Origin of the sequence: Actinospica durhamensis, assembly GCF_018139695.1 — a bacterium.
Classification (GTDB): domain Bacteria; phylum Actinomycetota; class Actinomycetes; order Streptomycetales; family Catenulisporaceae; genus Actinospica; species Actinospica durhamensis.
In genome coordinates this window covers 1-1,277 of the sequence record NZ_JAGSOG010000585.1, presented here as the reverse complement: position 1 = coordinate 1,277, position 1,277 = coordinate 1, and the positions used below count along the sequence as shown (strand labels likewise).

The 1,277-nt window shown below is 67.5% G+C and carries 2 protein-coding genes; one reads left to right on the top strand and one right to left on the bottom strand.

Annotated elements, in window-relative coordinates:
• Positions 1-182 (top strand): hypothetical protein (locus KDL01_RS41180; RefSeq protein ID WP_212534153.1); only part of this gene is annotated, 182 nt, incomplete at its 5' end.
• A gap of 520 nt (positions 183-702) precedes the next feature.
• Here the strand turns inward: KDL01_RS41180 and KDL01_RS41175 are convergent.
• On the bottom strand, positions 703-990 hold the full coding sequence (locus tag KDL01_RS41175) for an ATP-binding protein (RefSeq protein WP_212534152.1): 288 nt from the start codon (positions 988-990) through the stop codon (positions 703-705).
• Positions 991-1,277: the final 287 nt, after the last annotated feature.

Genomic DNA, 1,277 nt, shown 5'->3' with positions numbered 1-1,277 from the left:
ACCATCCTCGCGGGAACCCCACGGCCGCCCACCGGGACATCGGTGGGCACCAGCCTGGACTTCCGCTGTCCGCCAGCCTCGCCATCCGCTGTCCGCCCAACAAGGTCACTTCGTGGCCGTTGACACGCCAGGCTGGCGAGAAGCAAAGCGGCGAAGCAGATCACAAAGAAGACCAGCAGTGACCGCGACTGCATCCATGCCATCATGTCACGATGGTGTCATAATGCCAGGCAACAACGCTACAGCCTGCGTCGGAATCTGCTCTCGCCCTCGGCCGCAGCCCATTGAGCGGGGGGCTGCTCGGATCATCCCCGGTGGCGGCAAACACTGTTCTGCCTGGCGCCGGCCGATGCGTCAAGCAACAAGCAAAGAGCGCTTGACGCGCCGGCTGGCGCCAGGCAACCCTCCGGGTGACGCCCTCGGGAAGCAGCGCCGGTGACCCGCTCTTCGCCCCGTGGGTCCTCTTCCTCGTCCTCGGCCTGCGCCGGGGGGACGTGCTCAGGCTCACCTGGGAGCGGTAAACTAGAACGCGCCGCGCTGCGCACGATGGACCAGCTCCAGCGGGCCGGCAGTGAACTGATGCGCCGCGAGACCAAGACCGAGGACTCCGACACGACTTCCCTTCGCTCCCGCCGAGCGTCGTGGCCGCTCTGCGGCTCCGCAAGAGGCAGCAGGACGCGACTCAGACCGAAGCGGGAGCCTTCAGGTCCTTCTCGATCGCGGCCTGGGCCAGGCCCTCGGTGTGAAGTGGCTCTTGCCGGTGCCTGAGGGTCCTGAGATCACCGGGTTCTCCTTGCGGCCGATCCATTCGAGGGTGCTCAGGGTGTTCTGGGTGGGCATGGGGATCGAGGAGTCCTTGGCCCGCCAGGAGCCGAGGGTCTTGCCGGTCGGGAAGTGCGCGGCGTGTCTGCGGGTGCGGCGGGTGGCGGAGTTGCGGCCTTCGACCTCTTCGTTGAACAGGATCCGCAGGACCGCGGCGGGTCCCAGCACTGGGCGCGGGCGGTGGCGAGGACGTCGGGGGCCGCTTTGCGCAGGTAGGGCAGCCTCATCCGGCGCAGCAGGCGGTCGAGCTCGTCGAGGATCGGCGGGGCGGAGGGGGTGGCCATCGTCAGTGTCCTTCTCATCGATGGTGGCAGGCCGGCCGGCCGGGCGGAAGTTGTCAAGTCAAGTAAGACGGCCTGTTGTTATGGATAGCGTAGGACGGGTTCTGTCTCTGGTTTCGGTTCGTTGATCCAGGCGTGCTCGGGTATCGCCGGCGGAGTGGGGCGCCGGGCGAA